Genomic DNA, 15,434 nt, shown 5'->3' on the forward strand with positions numbered 1-15,434 from the left:
CCGTGATCCGCACCGCGTGATGCCCCGGCCCTCGAGGGCCGGGGCATCTCTGGTGGGAGCAGCGGGAGCGAGGCTCATCGCACGTACACACCGGAGCGGACCAGAGCCTGCTGATAGGCGAGGTCGCGCTCCTGGAGCGCTCGCCTCGCCGCCTGGCGGCGGAGCGCCCGCTCGAGATCGCGCTCGCGGCGGAGCTCCTTCCGCCGGCGGCGATCGGCGGATCGGACCTCGGCGGCGGTCGGGGACCGGCGCGGGACGTCGGGGGTGGTCGAGGTGGTTGTCGTGGTCGTCGTGCTCAGGGGCGTGTCGGGACGGGTCTGGACCGACATGGTGGCTCTCTCCTGGGGAGGTGGTCTCTGCAGTCTTCCGCCCTGCGAGGACAGACGTTGTCCGCGAAGCGGAGAAGGGCGTCATCGAGCGCTCGACGGGCGTCGAGGGGCGTCGGAGGACGGACGGTGCCGGGCGACCTCAGGGTCGCGGGGCAGGACGCGCTGGGGTGCTCGGCGTCAGCGAGCTGCCGGGGCGGCGCCGGCGGCACCGCGGCGTCCCCCACCGGACGCTCGCAGGTCCACGGGGGATCCGTGGCGCCGGACGGGGGATGCGACGAGGCCGGACAGCGACGCGTCCGGGCGGGCCGGGGTCGGTGTCGGGGTGGTCTGCATCTCCATACGGACAGTCGACCACCGCTCGGCGGCGGCCGCAACGTATTTGTTCCCGCGCAGCGCGAAGGACCCGGCCGCGCCCCGGCATGGGGCGGCGACCGGGTCCTCGGCGTCTCGGGGCGTCGCCGATCGGGCGGTGACGCAGAAGTCCTCAGCGGCGCGGAGCCTCAGTGCTCGATGCGGTAGGTGACCCCGATCGTGTGCGCCTGGCCGGGCTGCAGTCTCACGAAGCGGTCCTTGGCCACCGCGGGCTCGACGCAGACGAACTGCGGCCAGGCGTCATCGGGGATGTCGCCCATCGAGGTGACCAGCTCGTCCCAGGGATTCCACACGATCGTCGTGGCGGTGCCGCGGGGGCTGGAGACCAGTCGGCGCCCCCCGACCTCGTCGGTGACGACCACCTCGCCGGCGGCGTCGACGATGCGGTCCGTGGAGCCCGTCAGGCGCAGGGGGTCGGCGCCGAGCACGTCGGCGGCCAGGCCGCGGGTGTTGTCGAGGTAGTCCGCGTTCTCGAGCCCCTGGACCGTGATCCGGCGCACGTCGCCGACGGCCAGGTAGGTGTGCAGGGCGGCCTCGACCTCGAGCGGCGTCGGCCCGGCGGTGAGGGTCAGGTCGACCGAGAGCTGACGTCCGATCCGGAACACGGCACGGCCGCTCAGCTTCACGGCGTCCGCCGGGGTCACCAGCTCCAGGACCACGTCCTCGCCGTCGAGCGCGGCCGAGGCGAGCTCCCAGGTGATGGTGCGCAGCCAGCCGTGCTTGACCTGCATCGCTCCGTCGCGTCCCGGTCCGAACCAGGGACCCACCAGCGGGATCCCGCCGCGGATCGCCTCCCGGGGGCCGTACGCGGAATCCGGGCTCAGCCACAGCAGGTCCGCCTCGCCGGTGGGGACCCAGCTGGTCAGGTGGGCCCCGTCGAGGTGGACCACGGCGCGGGCGGCGGGGGTGTCGACGACGAGGGCGTCGACCCCGTGGACCGTCTCGAGGGCGACGCCCTCGGGCAGCGGGACGGATGAGGCGGCAGAAGGAGTGCTCATGGCGTCATCGTCCCACGTCCGCCGCCGGCCGCAGCGCGGCGTCCGGGAGCCGCGGAACGCTGGGGGGTTCAGCCGACGGCAGCGATCGGCACCGCCACCGGGGTGCCGGAGCCGTCGCGGCGCCCGGTGGGTTCGGGCAGGTCGATCGGCTGGCCGGCCTCGGAGGATGCGCGCGCCGGATGCGGGACCACCCAGGCGCCGATCAGCACGTCCTCGCCCCGCAGGAAGCGGTGGCAGCGCATGCCCGCCGTGGCGCGGCCCTTGGCGGGGAACTCGGTCAGCGGGGAGACCTTCAGCGAACCGGTCTGCAGCAGCGGCAGGGAGCCGGAGCTGCCGGAGACGGTGACCACGTCCGCCGGAGCGGTCACATCGACCGCGCCGAAGGAGATCACCCGCACATCGTCGGCGAGCTTGATCCCCGCGACGCCGCCGGCCCCGCGCCCCTGCGGGCGCACGCCGGAGGAGGGGAAGTGCAGCAGCTGCGCCTCGGAGGTCACGAAGACGAGGTCGAGGTCGGTGTCCTCCTCGAGATCCACCACCCCGACGACGGCGTCGCCGTCCTTGAGCGCGATGATCTCGAAGCCGTCCGAGCGGGGGAAGTCGAGCTGGACGCGCTTGACGACGCCGTGGCGGGTGCCGAGAGCGATCGCGCCGCCCCGGGCCGCGTCCGCCTCCGCGACCCGGATCAGCCCCAGGGCGCGCTCCTCGCGCTCGAGGTCGATGAGGTCGGCCAATCGGGTCCCGCCGGCCAGCGAGGGCGGCCCGGCCGTGGGGGCCAGCGAGGGCAGATCCACCGCGGACAGGTGCAGCACGCGGCCGGCGTCGGTGACCACCCCGACGGTGGAGCGGGTGGAGGTGAGCACATCCGCGACGATCACATCGTGCGAGCTGCGCGGCCCCTCGCGCACCAGAGGCTCCTCGCCGGTCACACGGGCCACCAGTCCGGTGCCGGTCAGCAGCACCCGGCAGGGCTCGTCGGCGACCTCGAGAGACCCTCCCGCGGTGGGGACGGGCTGGTCGGCGGCCTCGAGCAGGACGGTGCGGCGTGCGTCGCCGTGCTCCGCGGCCACGGCGGCCAGCTCGTCGGAGACCAGGCGGCGCAGCACCTCCTCGGAGCCCAGGATCTCTTCGAGCTGCTCGATCTCGCGGCGCAGCTCGTCGCGCTCGCCCTCGAGCTCGACCTGGGAGAACTTCGTCAGGCGGCGCAGCCGCAGCTCGAGGATGTACTCGGCCTGGACGTGGGTCAGATCGAACACGCCCATCAACCGGGAGCGGGCGGTCTCCGCGTCGTCGCTGCTGCGGACGATCTGGATGACCTCGTCGATGTCGACGATCGCCAGCAGCAGCCCCTCGACCAGGTGCAGGCGGGCCCGACGCCGATCCAGCCGGTGCTCGGTGCGTCGCCGCACGACCTTCAGCCGGTGGTCGACGAACACCTCGAGCATCTGCTTCAGGCCCATGGTGCGCGGCTGACCCTCGACGAGGGCGACGTTGTTGATCCCGAAGGACTCCTCGAGCGGCGTGAACTTGTACAGCTGCTGGAGGACCGCCTCGGGGTCGTAGCCCGATTTCACCGTCAGCACCAGGCGCAGCCCGTGATGACGATCGGTGAGGTCCTGGTAGTCGGTGACGCCCTGGACCTTCTTCGACTGCACCGCGTCGCGCAGCTTCTCGGCCAGCTTCTCCGGACCCACCTGGTAGGGGAGCTCGGTCACCACGATCCCCTTGCGGCGGCTGGTGACGCTCTCGATCTTCGTCGTCGCCCGCATCTTGAACGAGCCGCGACCGGTGCGGTACGCGTCGCGGATGCCGTCCAGCCCGACGATCCGGCCGCCGGTGGGCAGGTCGGGTCCGGGCACGAGGCGCATCAGGGCCTCGAGGTCCGCCTCGGGATGATCGATCAGGTGGCGTGCGGCCGCGACGGTCTCGACCAGGTTGTGGGGAGGCATGTTCGTGGCCATCCCGACCGCGATCCCGGACGCCCCGTTGACCAGGAGGTTCGGGTACTGGGCCGGCAGCACCTCGGGCTGGATGAGCTGGTTGTCGTAGTTCGGCACCATGTCCACGACGTCCTCGTCCAGCGAGGCGGTCATCAGCAGGGCGGCCGGGGCCAGTCGCGCCTCCGTGTAGCGCGGGGCGGCGGGCCCGTTGTCGAGGGAGCCGAAGTTGCCGTGGCCGTCCACCAGCGGCATGCGCATGTTGAAGCTCTGCGCCATGCGCACCAGGGCGTCGTAGATCGCGGTGTCGCCGTGAGGGTGGAGCTTGCCCATCACCTCGCCGACCACGCGCTGGGACTTCACGTGCCCACGATCGGGGCGCAGGCCCATCTCGGCCATCATGTAGAGGATGCGGCGCTGGACGGGCTTGAGGCCGTCGCGCGCGTCCGGGAGGGCCCGCGAGTAGATCACCGAGTACGCGTACTCGAGGAACGACGTCTCCATCTCGCTGGTGACGTCGATGTCGACGATCGTCTCGTCGACCGCGTCGTCCCCGGCGGGCGGCTGGGTGCTTCGTGATCGGGCCATGGGGGACATCATGGCGCATGACCGGCCACGATCCTGGGAACCGACGCCGGACAGGGACGTGAATCCCGTCAAGTCCCCGGCCGCGACGATAGGGTCCGGGTATGGCGGACAGGCGAGAGGCACGGCGATCCCTGCGGCGTCGGGCTCGGGACGAGGACGGATCGACCACTCCTGCTTATCCGGCGCACTGGGAGGCGGACATCGCCCTGCACGACGGGTCCGCCGCCCACCTGCGACCCATCCTGCCTACGGATGCCGAGGCGCTGCAGGCGTTCCATCAGCGTCAGTCCGAGCACTCCCGGTATCTGCGCTTCTTCGCGCCCATGCCCCGCCTGTCGCCCCGCGATCTCGAGCGGTTCACCCACGTCGACCACCGCGACCGCGTGGCGTTCGTGGTGCTGGTGGGGGACGAGATCATCGCCGTGGCCCGGTACGACCGGATCGAGTCGCAGGCCGCCGAGGTCGCCTTCAACGTCTCCGACGTCCGGCAGGGGACGGGCCTGGCCTCGGTGCTGCTGGAGCACCTCGCCGCCGCCGCCCGCGAACGGGGCCTGAGCATCTTCACCGCCGAGGTGCTCCCGCAGAACGCCAAGATGATCAACGTGTTCACCGAGGCGGGCTTCGAGGTCGAGCGCACCTACGACGACGGCGTCGTGATGGTCTCCTTCCGGATCGACCCCACCGCCCGCTCCCTGGAGGTCATGGCCGAGCGCGAGCATCGCGCCGAGGCCCGGGCCATGGAACGGCTCCTGCACCCTGAGTCCGTGCTGCTGATCGGGGTCTCCTCCCGACGGGACTCCGCCGGTGGCCGCTTCCTGACCGCCCTGGAGCGCTCCGGCTATCGCGGCGCGATCCACCTCGTCTCCCCGGAGGCGATGGAGCTGCGCGGCCACCGCGCCCACGCCCGGATCCCCGACGTGCCCGGGACCATCGACCTCGCCGTCATCGCCCTGCGGCCCGAGGCGTGCCTGGAGGCGATCGAGGAGTGCGCCGCGGTGGGCGTGCGCGCCGTCGTGATCCCCACCGAGGGCTTCACCGACAGCGAGCGGGGACGCCACCTCCAACGGCAGCTGGTGGCCCGGGCCCGACTGCACGGCATGCGGCTGCTCGGCCCCGGATCGCTGGGATTCCTGCGCACCGGCGAGGACGCCATCAGCCTCTCGCTGGCCCCGGCCATGCCGCGCCCGGGCCCGGTGGCGCTGGCCGGGCAGTCCAGCGCACTGTCGGCATTGCTGCTGGCCGGGACCGACAGCCGCGGGATCGGGCTGCACGAGTTCGTCGGCGCCGGCAACCGGGCCGACGTCTCCCTCAACGACACCCTCCAGCACTGGCAGGACGACGGGGAGGTCGGCGTGATCGCGCTGGCCCTGGAGTCGATGGGCAATCCGCGCAAGTTCACCCGCCTCGCCCGGCGGCTGACCCGCCGAGTGCCGCTGATCGTGCTGCGCCCCCCGGGCGTGGACCACGCGCCCGGCCACGACGTGCGGCCCTCCACCCTGCCCCGGCGCGCTCTCGACCAGGTCCTCGGCTCCGCCGGCGTGGTGCAGGCCACCGGCGTCGACCATCTCCTGGACATCACCGACGCCATCGGACGACAGGGACTGCCCCACGGCCCCCGGGTCGGTCTGCTGTCGAACACCGCGGCGCTCGGGGCGTCCCTGCGCGGCGCCGCCGACCAGGCCGGCCTCGAGATCGTCGCCGACAACCGCAGCGTGCCGCTCGCGGCGGATCCGCGACTGATCCAGCGCGCGTTCACATCGATGGCCGCGCGAGGACAGGTCGACCTGGTCATCGCCGGGATGGTCGATCCGCTCAGCGGCGACGCCCTCGCGGTGATCCGCCAGATGGCGACGGTGGCCCGTCACAGCGAGGTGGTGCTGCTGGTGTGCCTGATCTCGGACGCCGAGCGCTACGGCGTCGTGCAGAGCGCCGTCCGCACCGACGGGGAGCTGCCTCCGGTCCATGCCACCCCCCACAACGCGGTGCGGGCCGGTGCCGGGATGCTCGCGGCCGCTCTGCGCCCCGCGGCCGACGACGAGGAGCCCGCCCACCGCACCGACCTCGACCGCGCCGGTGCCCGTGACCTTCTCGACCGCCTGCTGCCGGATCCGGCCCCGCCCGCGCTCGAGATGGCGACGGACGAGCTGCGCGCACTGCTGGCCGCGTACGGGATCCCCCTGCTGGAGGCCCATCCGATCCGCGACGGCGAGGACGGAGCCGAGCAGGCGCAGGAGATCGGGTATCCCGTCGCCCTGAAGAGCACCGACCCGGTGCTGCGTCATCGCGCCGATCTCGGCGGTGTCCGCCTGTCCATCCCCGACGCGGTCCAGCTGCGCCATGCGGTCCAGGCCATGCGGCGCGACCTGTCCTACTCGAGCGCCCCGCTCGAGGTGCAGACGATGGCTCCGCCGGGGGTTCCGATGGTGGTGCGCAGCGTCGAGGACCCCTCACTGGGACCCGTCGTCTCGCTGTCCGTCGCCGGTGATGCCACCGATCTGCTCGACGACATCGCCTACGCGATCCCCCCGTTCAGCGAGACCGCTGCGGAGGGCCTGGTCGATGCTCCCGCCAGCGCGGTCAAGCTGCGGGGCACCCGCGGCCTGCCCCGCGCCGACCGCGCCGCGCTCGCCGACCTGGTGGTCCGTGTCGGACTGCTCGCGGAGGACCTGCCGGAGCTCTCCCGGCTCGAGCTCTACCCGGTGCTGGTGGGGCAGCAGGGGATCAGCGTGGTCGGCGCCACGGCGAGCCTGTCCCCGGCGCCGAACCGCACCGACGGCACCCGGCGAGCGCTGTCGGGCACGGCGGGAGGCTGAGCCGACCGGCCGGCGGCCGAACCGACCGGCGTGGGACACTGGAGCGATGACCACCGCTCTCCCCGCTGCTCTGCTCACGGAGCTCGAGACCGCCGGATACTTCCCGCAGACCGCCGCCCAGAGCGTGCAGCGCTCCCTGCACGGCGTGCGTCCGCTCGCCCATCTGGTGCGCCCCGAGACCACCTTCGACGGCCCCGAGGTGCGCCGCCATCTGACCATCCTCGTCCTGACCGCGACCCACCTGCTGGTCACCCATCTCGACGATGACCCGGCGGATGCCCTGAACCCCTCCCAGGTGGTCTCCACGACCGAAAGGGTGCGGCTGAAGGGCATCATCTCCACCGGCATCTCGCAGGTCTTCGACACCGACGGTCAGCGAGCCCCCGGCCGGGAATCCGAGATCACCCTCGGCATCACCTGGAACGGCAGCCGCCGGGTGGATCTCGAGCGGGCCGTCTGCGAGGACCCGAACTGCCAGATCGACCACGGGTACACCGGTACGATCGCCCCGTCCGACCTCGCGCTGCGGGTCAGCGCCCTGGCCGACGGGGACGACGCGGTCGAGACTGCCCTGAGCTTCCACGCGGAGCTGGTCGACGCCATCGACGCGGTCGACGCCTGAGCCGGCCCGCCGTGGCTGACCAGGGACCGACTCCCGACCCGGGAAGCGCATCGAGCCCCGGCCGAGCGCCCGAGCGGGGCGGCGAGCTGCCGGCCGACTGGCCCCAGGACCTGCTGCCCCCGCCCTTCGCCGGCGGCGCCCGGCCGGGACAGCTCGACGTGATCGAGCCCCTGCTGGCGGCTCCGGAGCCCGGCCGCGACCTGGTCGTCGTGCTCGACGGGGTCGGCTCCGACCTGCTGATCGAGCACCGGTCCCTCACCCCGACCCTGCGCCGCCTCGAGGGGGACACGACCCGGGTGCGCACCGTGTTCCCCTCGACCACGGCGACGGCGATGGTCTCCCTTCACACCGGACTCCCGCCGCTCGTGCACGGCGTCCTCGGCTATCTCACCGCCGACCCGGACAGCGGCCGCGCCATCAACCAGCTGACGGGGGACCCGGCCGTCGACCCCCGTCGCTGGATGCCCGAGACGACACCGGTCGAGCGCGGCGGCCGTCGCGCCGTCCAGGTGGCGCCCGCCAAGCACGCGGGCTCCCACCTCAGCGGCGTCGCCTACCGCGGCTGGGAGTTCCTCGGCCACGGCCGCGGGGACCGCGTCGAGGCGGTGCGCACGGCACTGCACCGGGCCGGGCCGGACGGCCTGGTCCATCTGCATGTCGACGACGTCGATCACGCCGGGCACCGCCACGGCGTCGACAGCGACGCGTGGCGCACCGCCCTCGCCGAGGTGGACGCCCTCGTGGGCACGCTGCTGCGACGGCTCCCGCGCGGGACCCGGATCCATCTGACCGCCGATCACGGCATGGTCGACACCGCGCCGGAGACCACCGTCGACCTGGCCGACCACCCGCGCCTGCGGCGTCTGGTCGCCACGGCGGCGGGGGAGCCCCGGGCCCTCGCGCTGCAAGCGGTCGCCGGGCAGGGAGCCGCGGCGGAGCTCGCGGATGGCCTGGGCGACCTGCTGGGCGAGCGGGCGCTGGTGCTGCGGCGCGCCGATGCGCTCGCCTCCGCGCTGCTGGGACCGGCCGGCATCGAGGTGCCGTCGCGGGTGCAGGGACGGCTCCCCGATGTGCTGGTCCTCGCCCGGGGCCGCTGGAGCATCGACGACTACTCGCGACGCCCGGCCAGCGCCCGCGCACTCATCGGGGTCCACGGATCATTGACCCCGGCCGAGAGCTGGGTACCGCTGCTGCGCGTCAGCGCGTGAACATCGGGTCCGAGCGGGGCCCGGGGCGTCGCGACGCCCCCGGCGGGCTCGGTGGCCCAGCCGACCCCGCAGGCGGCGGCAGCGCCGCCGCGCCCGGGGGTGCCGGTCAGTCGTGCTTGGAGCCGAAGACGATCTCGTCCCAGCTGGGCATCGAGGCGCGCTTGCTCTTGGACTTCGAGCGACCCGATGCCGGGGACGACGTGGGCTTCGTCGACTTCTCGTCGCCACCACGGGCTGAGGGAGACGCCTCCGCGGGCTCGTCGAAGCCCGGCAGGGGGGTGAGGTCGACGGTGTCCTGGTAGCGGATCTCGTCCTCGACCGGGGCGGCCTCGTCGTCCTCGTCGGAGGGGGCGTCGGTCTCCTGCTCGGCGGCGCCGAGGCCGCCGGCCGGTCCGGCATCGTCCGCGGCCGGCACGGCCTCGGGTTCGCCGGCATGCTCCAGCTGCGCCTCGCGATCGGAGTCGTCGACCCCCTCGTCGATCTCGTGGTCGATCTCCTGCGCGCTCGGGGCGGACGCCCCGGCGTCCGCGGCGGCGGGTGCCGTCCCGTCGTCCTCGGCCGACCCGACCCCATCGGCGGCGTCCTCGTCGAGGCTGGACCAGACCGTCGCGGAGTCGTCCACGGGCGGCGGCACGGAGCGGAGCCCGCGCCGGGCGTTCAGCGCGTCGAGCTCGTCCTCGTCCAGGGTCGAGGGGTGGTCCTCGGACACCGGGCGGTGATCGGACCACGGGGTCCGCCGACGCGGCCCCGCGGACCGCTCGTCGAAGGCGCCGTCGGCCTCCACGTCGTAGACCGAGCTCTTGACCGCCTGCAGCCGACCGCGGCCGCGGGTGGGCTCGGGCGGGGCGTCCTCGTCGGTGATCCAGCGGGCCTCGTCGTCGACCGGTGCGACCGAACGGTTGTCCAGGTCGGCGACCCAGTGGGCCTGACGGGTGCGACCGCCGGCGGAGAAGGTCAGCTCCAGGGTCCAGCTGCCGTCGGTGCGGCGCCAGGCGTCCCAGGCGGTCTCGTCGGTGGCCTCCCGGGCCGCCAGCCGCTCGGCGACGACGTCGTCGAGGCTGGGCCCGCCGCGGCCGACGGGGAAGGAGCGCGCACGCTGGGCGGTGAACTCCCGTTCGGCCAGCACCGGGCCTTCATAGCGGCGCACGTGGTCCAGCGGGACCTCGGCGGCCTCGGAGATGTCCTCGGCGCTGCGCCCGGAGCGGAGCATCGCCTGGATCTCCCGGGGACGCAGCGGTGTCGCGTCGGCGGCCTGGATCATGCCCAGGGCCGGACGGTCCGTGCGCACCGCGGCCCGGAGAGCCTTGTCGATGCGCAGCGTGTACCGCTCGCCGTCCGAGTCGACCAGGATCACATGCTCCCCGTCGTCATGGATCCCGTCGAGTTCGAGCTCGCGCATCGTCGTCCTCTCCGTCGGAGCCGCTGCCTCGCGTGCAGAAGTCTAGGCCGCGACCATATCTTGTGGGGCGCTCGCGCGCCGACGTCTGCGCCGTCGGCCAGGGCGTGTCGAGACGCCCCGTGGACGTCCTGTTGCCCCGCACAGATCTCTCTGCAATAATGCCGCCGCATTCAGCGTTGCGACCCGGACCGGCCCATTGGGGGACAGGGCGACGGCGCAGTGCTGGAGCGCCGCAGTCCTTTCCGCTCGGGCCACCGCCCGGTGACAGACACAGACATGAGAACGGACCGTTGATGGCCACAGATTACGACGCCCCGCGCAAGAACGACGATGAGTCCAGCGATGACTCGATCGAGGAGCTGAAGGGTCGCCGGAACGAAGCGGCGGCTCCGACGGTCGACGAGGACGAGGCGGAGGCGGCGGACTCGTACGAGCTCCCCGGTGCCGACCTCTCCGGGGAGGAGCTCTCCGTGCGGGTGCTTCCCCGCCAGGCCGACGAGTTCACCTGCGCGAGCTGCTTCCTCGTGAAGCACCGCAGCCAGATCGATCACGTCGAGGGCACGCTGATCATCTGCAAGGAATGCGCCGCCGCCTGAGCGGCCGACGTCCTTGCGCGCCCGACGGCGCCGCACCCTGCGGGGGCGGCGCCGTCGTCATGTCCGGCCGTCGTCGTCCCGGACGGTCGGCGAGGCCTCCGGTGCGAGGACCCGGGGGCGCGAGGATCCGGGCCCGGACGCTCTCAGGCGCTGCGCCCAGCGGTGCGCAGAGCGAGCGCGAGGTCGTCGGGCCGGCGGGTCGAGGCGACCCAGGCACTGGTGGGATCGGCCGTATCGAGCACCTCGACGCGGATCCCGGAGTGCGCCCAGCCCCGCACGCAATGATGGGCGAGCGGCTCGAAGTCCTGCCCGATGGTGCGCTGCCAGTCCTCACCGCGCAGCACCTCGGGCTCGCCGAGCAGGGAGGCCTCGATCTGCGCCCGCCCGAGCCGGAATCGGCCCCCGGCGACCTCCAGCACGGGGGAGTAGGCCACCGCGAGGACGATCGCGACCACGACGCAGACGATCCCGACCACGATCGCGAGGGTGAGATCGATCGGGACCATGACCAGTCCGACGATCGATCCGAGCGCCACCACGACGAGCCAGGCCCCGGGACCGGGCAGCACCCGCTCGCGGAAGAGCGGCTGCGGCTGGGCGGGATCCGAGGCCGGCGCGGGCTGCTTCCGGGGCGAGGAGGTCGGGCCGGGATCGGGTGTGACGGACATGCCTCCATGTTCTCACGCACGAGCTGGATGCCGCCGCGCCCGCAACGCTTACCCTGGGCGCATGCCTGCTGAGCCCGACACCCTGGAGACCGACCCCGACAGCGCGCCCGCCCCCGAGGGGGAGCGGACCCTGCGGATCCGTCCCGCCGCCGGCGCCCCGATGCCCCGGCGCGCCCACGCCGACGACGCCGGGCTGGATCTGACCAGCGCCGAGGACCTCGAGATCCCCGCCGGCGGACGCGCGCTGGTCGACACCGGCATCGCGCTGGCCCTGCCCCCCGGCACCGTGGGGCTGGTCTGCCCCCGCTCGGGGCTGGCCGCCGAGCACGGGATCACCGTGCTGAACGGCCCCGGTATCGTGGACGCCGGATATCGCGGGCCGATCAAGGTCTCCCTGCACAACACCGACCTGTCCGAGTCGTTCGGGCTGCGGGTCGGCGACCGCATCGCCCAGCTGGTCGTGGTGCCCTTCCTGGCGCCGGTGCTGCAGGAGGTCGACGACCTCGACGTCACCGAGCGCGCCGCCTCGGGTTTCGGCTCCAGCGGCGGGTTCGCCGGCGCCCCGGCCCCGGCCACCGCCGGGACCGACGAGAGAACGGAGGGATGATCGATGGGATTGTTCTCCCGCACGAAACGACAGCACCGGGACGAGCCCACGGGCCCCGACGAGACGGCCGACTCCGCCGTGGAGGCGCCCGACGAGGACCCGGCGACGACGACCGCTGATGAAGGGACCGCTGACGAGGGCGAGGAGATCGCTGAGGCGGTCGCCCCCGAGCAGGAGCGCCCCGAGCACCTCGAGGACGGGCCCTACGACGAGGCGGACGCCCCTGACGAGGACCGCATCGACCTCGGCGGCCTGCAGGTGCCGACGATCGACGGCATGGAGCTGCGCATGGAGGTCGACCAGCGCAGCAGCGCCGTCACCGGCGCCAATCTGGTCATCGGCGGCTCCTCGCTGCAGGTGCAGGCCTTCGCCGCCCCCAAGACCCGCGGGCTGTGGGACGAGGTGCGCACCTCCCTGCGCGATTCCGTCGTCAAGCAGGGCGGGACGGCCGAGACCCGCGACGGAGTCTTCGGCACCGAGCTGATCACGCGCCTGCCCGTCAAGCGCACCGACGGACGCACCGGATATCGTCCCGCCCGGTTCCTGGGGATCGACGGTCCACGCTGGTTCCTGCGGGCGATCCTCACCGGCAAGGCGCTCGGCGACCCGGAGCAGTCGCGGACCTTCGAGACCCTGGTCTCCCGGCTCGTCGTCGTCCGCGGCGGCGAGGCCATGGCGCCGCAGGAGCTGATCGGGCTCCATCTGCCCGGCCAGCGCCCCGGACTGAGCCAGACCGCAGCCGGCCCGCTGGACCCGCTGGCCCGCGGGCCCGAGATCACCGAGGTCGGATGAGCTCCGCACCCGGGGGTGCCGGCTCCCCGAGCCCTTCGCGCGATCAGCACAGCGGTTCCGGCGGCGCGGCGGACGAGCCCGTCGCGCCGAGCACCGGGACCTCGGGCACCGGGACCTCGGACACCGAGACCTCGGGCACCGAGGTGCCGGACGCCGATCCGGCCGCGGGACGCGGGCTCGGCGGCGTCCTGCGCCAGGATGAGTTCTCGGTCGCCGACGCGATCGGCGGGCCCCGCGGGATCATCGAGTCGGCGCTGCCCACGCTGCTGTTCATCGTGCTGTTCGTCGCCACCGGCTCGGTGACGGTCGCCTCCGTGACGGCCGTCGCCGTCGTCGCCGTGTTCCTGCTGGTGCGCATCGTCCAGCGTCAGAGCCCGTCCACCGTGATCGGCGGACTGCTCGGGGTCGGCCTCGGCGCGGTGCTCGCGATCCGCTCCGGCGACGGCACCGACTTCTACGCGCCCGGCATCGCGATCAACGCCGTGACGCTGCTGATCCTGCTGATCTCCCTGATCGCCCGGCGACCACTGATCGGTCTGGTGATCGGTGTGCTGGACACCCGGGTGCAGGACTGGGCCGAGGACCGCGACGCCCGCACCGTCTACACCCGGGCGACGCTGCTGTTCGTCGTGCTGTACGCGGCGAAGCTCGCCGTCCAGGTGCCGCTGCTGCTGACCGGGCACGTCGCCGCCCTGGGCGTGGCCAAGCTCGCGATGGGCCTGCCCGCCTTCGCGGTGATCGCGTACCTGGTCTGGCTGATGCACCGCGCGCTGCTGGCGCGCCGCGACCGCGGGTGATCAGCCGGACCCGCCCGGGATATGCGGGTACGGACCGCCTGGTGAGACACTGGGACACGACGACGCCCCGCCCCCGGCCCCGGCCGCGGTCGGAGCACACCACGAGACCGAGACGCAGCGGTCCGCGCGGCAGGCCCGCCGCGGACCCAGAGGGAGCGGACCGATGAGCACGGACCCCCGACGAGTGCCGAGCACCCCCGCCGTGCCGGGCCGACATCTCACCCTCACCGTCGGGCCCCCCGCGGCGGGCGGCACCTTCGTCGCTCGGCACGAGGGTCGCGTCGTCTTCGTGCGGGGGACGGCCCCGGGAGAGACGGTCACCGCCCGTCTGCTGGACGACCCCGAGAAGCAGGCGGACGCCCGCTTCTGGCGGGCCGAGGCGATCGACGTGCTCGAGGCCGGGGTCGACCGGTTGCCGACCGTCTGGGAGGAGGCCTCCGTCGACGGCGTCGGCGGGGCCGAGTGGGCGCACATCGCCCTGCCCGCCCAGCGCCGGATCGCCAGCGAGGTGATGCAGGAGCTGCTGCGGCGGGCCGGCGTGACCAGCTACCCCATCGAGGACGTCCAGGTGGAGCCCGCTCCCCACGACATCGACGGTCTCTCCTCCCGCACCCGGGTGCGCTTCGCCGTGGACGGCGACGGCCGGGTCGGGATGCGCCCCTGGCGCTCCCACGAGGTCCGCGACGCCGGGGAGAATCCGCTCGCGGCCGCCGCGATCCGCGACCTGCGGCTGGGGGAGTGGACCGCCCCCGAGGGCACCGAGGCGATCGACGCCGTCGCCCCCTCGGCCGGGCCCGCCTCCGTGGTGCTGATCGGCCGGGAGCTGGACCCCTCCGCGATCGAGATCCCCGAGGCCTGGGGCGACGCCGACGTGGCCGTGCGCACCGGGCGCGGCCTGATCCCCCTGCGCGGCGACGGCACCGTGCACGAGCGGGTCGGCGAGCGGATGTTCACCGTGAGCGCCACGGGCTTCTGGCAGGGCCACCGTCGGGCCGCGGAGCTGCTGACCGACGTGGTCGAGACCACCCTGCGCGCTCCGCGCGGCGGCAGCGCCTGGGACCTCTACGGCGGGGTCGGGCTGTTCGCCGCGACCGCCGCCGAGCAGGTCGGCCCCGACGGCGCCGTGATCACGATCGAGGGCAACCGGCGCGCCTCCCAGCTCGCCGGGGAGAACCTCGAGGACCTGCCCCAGGTCTCCACGGCCACGGCCGACGTCGTCGACTGGGTGCGCGCGCGCCGCGGCGGCGTGGACGTCGTGGTGCTGGACCCGCCTCGCACCGGGGCCGGGGTCGAGCTGATGGGCCTGCTGGCCCGCGCCGTCCGCCAGCGCATCGTCTACGTCTCCTGCGAGCCCTCGACCCTCGCCCGCGATCTCGCCGCGATCGAGAAGGCGGGGTGGAAGATCGTCGACCTGCGCGCCTTCGACCTGTTCCCCCACACCCACCACGTCGAGTCGGTGACGGTGCTCGAACGCGCCTGAGGCGCCGACGCCGTGAGCGGCGGCACTGGGGCGCGCCGGCCGAGGCGCTGTCAGAAGAGCGCATCGGGTCGTGGTAGACTTTATCTTGACTTCAAGATAACTACCGGAGACCACTCCGGAGACCCCTCGGCCCCAGGTGCGTCCCGCATCCGATGGTCGTCGCGTTCGTCCGCCCGCCGTCGCGGGCGCGCCTACGATGAAGGGGTCATCCCACCACCCGAGGAGTTC

Annotated in this window: 13 protein-coding genes; 8 read left to right on the top strand and 5 right to left on the bottom strand. The window is 73.5% G+C overall.

The window, feature by feature from the left end; all coding sequences use genetic code 11:
- Positions 1-74: 74 nt before the first annotated feature.
- The 3 genes from JOF44_RS00450 to JOF44_RS00460 all read right to left on the bottom strand — a co-directional run bounded on the left by JOF44_RS00450 (position 75) and on the right by JOF44_RS00460 (position 4,224).
- A complete protein-coding gene (locus JOF44_RS00450) occupies positions 75-329 on the bottom strand; it encodes a hypothetical protein (RefSeq protein ID WP_209885988.1) in 255 nt (84 codons plus the stop codon).
- Between the two features lie 500 nt (positions 330-829).
- Positions 830-1,699 (bottom strand): D-hexose-6-phosphate mutarotase, encoded by an 870-nt coding sequence (locus JOF44_RS00455; protein WP_209885991.1) that lies wholly within the window; start codon positions 1,697-1,699, stop codon positions 830-832.
- 68 nt (positions 1,700-1,767) lie between these two features.
- Positions 1,768-4,224 (bottom strand): DNA gyrase/topoisomerase IV subunit A, encoded by a 2,457-nt coding sequence (locus JOF44_RS00460; protein ID WP_209885994.1) that lies wholly within the window; start codon positions 4,222-4,224, stop codon positions 1,768-1,770.
- A gap of 101 nt (positions 4,225-4,325) precedes the next feature.
- Between JOF44_RS00460 and JOF44_RS00465 the strand changes: the two genes are divergently transcribed.
- The 3 genes from JOF44_RS00465 to JOF44_RS00475 are packed head-to-tail and all read left to right on the top strand — an operon-like array spanning position 4,326 to position 8,867.
- Complete coding sequence (locus JOF44_RS00465) at positions 4,326-7,037, top strand: GNAT family N-acetyltransferase (RefSeq protein WP_209885996.1); 2,712 nt, start codon at positions 4,326-4,328, stop codon at positions 7,035-7,037.
- 46 nt (positions 7,038-7,083) lie between these two features.
- Positions 7,084-7,659 carry a DUF5998 family protein gene (locus JOF44_RS00470; protein WP_209885998.1) on the top strand — a complete coding sequence of 192 codons (576 nt, stop codon included), beginning with the start codon at positions 7,084-7,086 and terminating at the stop codon, positions 7,657-7,659.
- A gap of 11 nt (positions 7,660-7,670) precedes the next feature.
- Positions 7,671-8,867: an alkaline phosphatase family protein gene (locus JOF44_RS00475; protein ID WP_342591618.1), complete on the top strand. Its 1,197-nt coding sequence runs from the start codon at positions 7,671-7,673 to the stop codon at positions 8,865-8,867.
- Between the two features lie 106 nt (positions 8,868-8,973).
- Here the strand turns inward: JOF44_RS00475 and sepH are convergent, their stop codons facing one another.
- Positions 8,974-10,266, bottom strand: coding sequence for a septation protein SepH (gene sepH / locus JOF44_RS00480; RefSeq protein WP_209886001.1), 1,293 nt, complete (start codon positions 10,264-10,266; stop codon positions 8,974-8,976).
- A 293-nt stretch (positions 10,267-10,559) separates the two neighbouring features.
- On the opposite strand from sepH, the gene JOF44_RS00485 reads away from it, so the two are divergent.
- Positions 10,560-10,862, top strand: coding sequence for a DUF4193 domain-containing protein (locus JOF44_RS00485; RefSeq protein WP_076806100.1), 303 nt, complete (start codon positions 10,560-10,562; stop codon positions 10,860-10,862).
- A 143-nt stretch (positions 10,863-11,005) separates the two neighbouring features.
- Here the strand turns inward: JOF44_RS00485 and JOF44_RS00490 are convergent, their stop codons facing one another.
- Positions 11,006-11,530 carry a DUF3093 domain-containing protein gene (locus JOF44_RS00490; protein WP_209886004.1) on the bottom strand — a complete coding sequence of 175 codons (525 nt, stop codon included), beginning with the start codon at positions 11,528-11,530 and terminating at the stop codon, positions 11,006-11,008.
- Between the two features lie 61 nt (positions 11,531-11,591).
- On the opposite strand from JOF44_RS00490, the gene dut reads away from it, so the two are divergent.
- The 4 genes from dut to JOF44_RS00510 all read left to right on the top strand — a co-directional run bounded on the left by dut (position 11,592) and on the right by JOF44_RS00510 (position 15,206).
- On the top strand, positions 11,592-12,137 hold the full coding sequence (gene dut, locus JOF44_RS00495; RefSeq protein ID WP_209886007.1) for a dUTP diphosphatase: 546 nt from the start codon (positions 11,592-11,594) through the stop codon (positions 12,135-12,137).
- A 3-nt stretch (positions 12,138-12,140) separates the two neighbouring features.
- Complete coding sequence (locus JOF44_RS00500; protein WP_209886010.1) at positions 12,141-12,929, top strand: DUF3710 domain-containing protein; 789 nt, start codon at positions 12,141-12,143, stop codon at positions 12,927-12,929.
- On the top strand, positions 12,926-13,726 hold the full coding sequence (locus JOF44_RS00505) for a DUF3159 domain-containing protein (RefSeq protein ID WP_209886013.1): 801 nt from the start codon (positions 12,926-12,928) through the stop codon (positions 13,724-13,726). Before JOF44_RS00500 ends, JOF44_RS00505 begins: the two co-directional genes overlap by 4 nt.
- Positions 13,727-13,889: 163 nt before the next feature.
- Positions 13,890-15,206 carry a class I SAM-dependent RNA methyltransferase gene (locus tag JOF44_RS00510; protein ID WP_209886015.1) on the top strand — a complete coding sequence of 439 codons (1,317 nt, stop codon included), beginning with the start codon at positions 13,890-13,892 and terminating at the stop codon, positions 15,204-15,206.
- Positions 15,207-15,434 lie beyond the last annotated feature (228 nt).

This window comes from Brachybacterium fresconis (assembly GCF_017876515.1).
Taxonomy (GTDB): Bacteria; Actinomycetota; Actinomycetes; order Actinomycetales; family Dermabacteraceae; genus Brachybacterium; species Brachybacterium fresconis.

What these genes read in the sequence shown, in the direction of transcription:
- JOF44_RS00450 (WP_209885988.1), bottom strand. Translation starts at nt 329, where the DNA reads ATGTCGGTCCAGACCCGTCCCGACACGCCCCTGAGCACGACGACCACG.
- JOF44_RS00455 (WP_209885991.1), bottom strand. Translation starts at nt 1,699, where the DNA reads ATGAGCACTCCTTCTGCCGCCTCATCCGTCCCGCTGCCCGAGGGCGTC.
- JOF44_RS00460 (WP_209885994.1), bottom strand. Translation starts at nt 4,224, where the DNA reads ATGGCCCGATCACGAAGCACCCAGCCGCCCGCCGGGGACGACGCGGTC.
- JOF44_RS00465 (WP_209885996.1), top strand. Translation starts at nt 4,326, where the DNA reads ATGGCGGACAGGCGAGAGGCACGGCGATCCCTGCGGCGTCGGGCTCGG.
- JOF44_RS00470 (WP_209885998.1), top strand. Translation starts at nt 7,084, where the DNA reads ATGACCACCGCTCTCCCCGCTGCTCTGCTCACGGAGCTCGAGACCGCC.
- sepH (WP_209886001.1), bottom strand. Translation starts at nt 10,266, where the DNA reads ATGCGCGAGCTCGAACTCGACGGGATCCATGACGACGGGGAGCATGTG.
- JOF44_RS00485 (WP_076806100.1), top strand. Translation starts at nt 10,560, where the DNA reads ATGGCCACAGATTACGACGCCCCGCGCAAGAACGACGATGAGTCCAGC.
- JOF44_RS00490 (WP_209886004.1), bottom strand. Translation starts at nt 11,530, where the DNA reads ATGTCCGTCACACCCGATCCCGGCCCGACCTCCTCGCCCCGGAAGCAG.
- dut (WP_209886007.1), top strand. Translation starts at nt 11,592, where the DNA reads ATGCCTGCTGAGCCCGACACCCTGGAGACCGACCCCGACAGCGCGCCC.
- JOF44_RS00500 (WP_209886010.1), top strand. Translation starts at nt 12,141, where the DNA reads ATGGGATTGTTCTCCCGCACGAAACGACAGCACCGGGACGAGCCCACG.
- JOF44_RS00505 (WP_209886013.1), top strand. Translation starts at nt 12,926, where the DNA reads ATGAGCTCCGCACCCGGGGGTGCCGGCTCCCCGAGCCCTTCGCGCGAT.
- JOF44_RS00510 (WP_209886015.1), top strand. Translation starts at nt 13,890, where the DNA reads ATGAGCACGGACCCCCGACGAGTGCCGAGCACCCCCGCCGTGCCGGGC.